At 53.3% G+C, this 488-nt stretch carries 1 pseudogene; it reads right to left on the bottom strand.

The features are described from left to right. A pseudogene (locus KDM89_RS19615) lies at nt 1-488 on the bottom strand (COG3014 family protein); the annotation flags it as partial.

The following is a 488-nucleotide window of genomic DNA, read 5'->3' as shown; positions in this document are numbered from 1 at the left end:
GGCAGGCTTATCCTCGACCTGAGCCGCTGGCGTTACTGTACCAAATTTGGCCAGATCACCCAGGTAGGTTTTGTTTTGATACAAACGGACCGGCACCACCATGTAACGGCCATCCACTGAAATTTTACTGGTTTCGCCAGGACGGCCAGTGAAGTTCACGTCGTAATCACCCGGCGGCAGGAAGGCACGTGCCACGAATACGCGCTCTGGCAGACTGCGCCACATGCGGTCATCGGCATTGCTCTCCGTCGCGGCAACTGCGATATTGGCGGCCAAACCGGCTAAGGCACCAAAATTTTTATTGATCTGATCCTGCGCCACACCTTTCACCGCCGCGCGGATTGCAGCACGGGTATAAATGCCTGGCAGTTCATCTTTCAAGGCACGGCGTGCCATCACGTTAAAATCAGTAATCAAGGCTGTCGGCAGACTCTGATTTCCAACCTGAATGGTATTGATCTGCGGTGCATCTTTATCCGGATAAATCA

This window comes from Cognatundibacterium luofuense, from assembly GCF_018139685.1.
GTDB lineage: Bacteria > Pseudomonadota > Gammaproteobacteria > Burkholderiales > Burkholderiaceae_D > Undibacterium > Undibacterium luofuense.
This window is presented reverse-complemented; position numbering and strand designations above follow the sequence as displayed.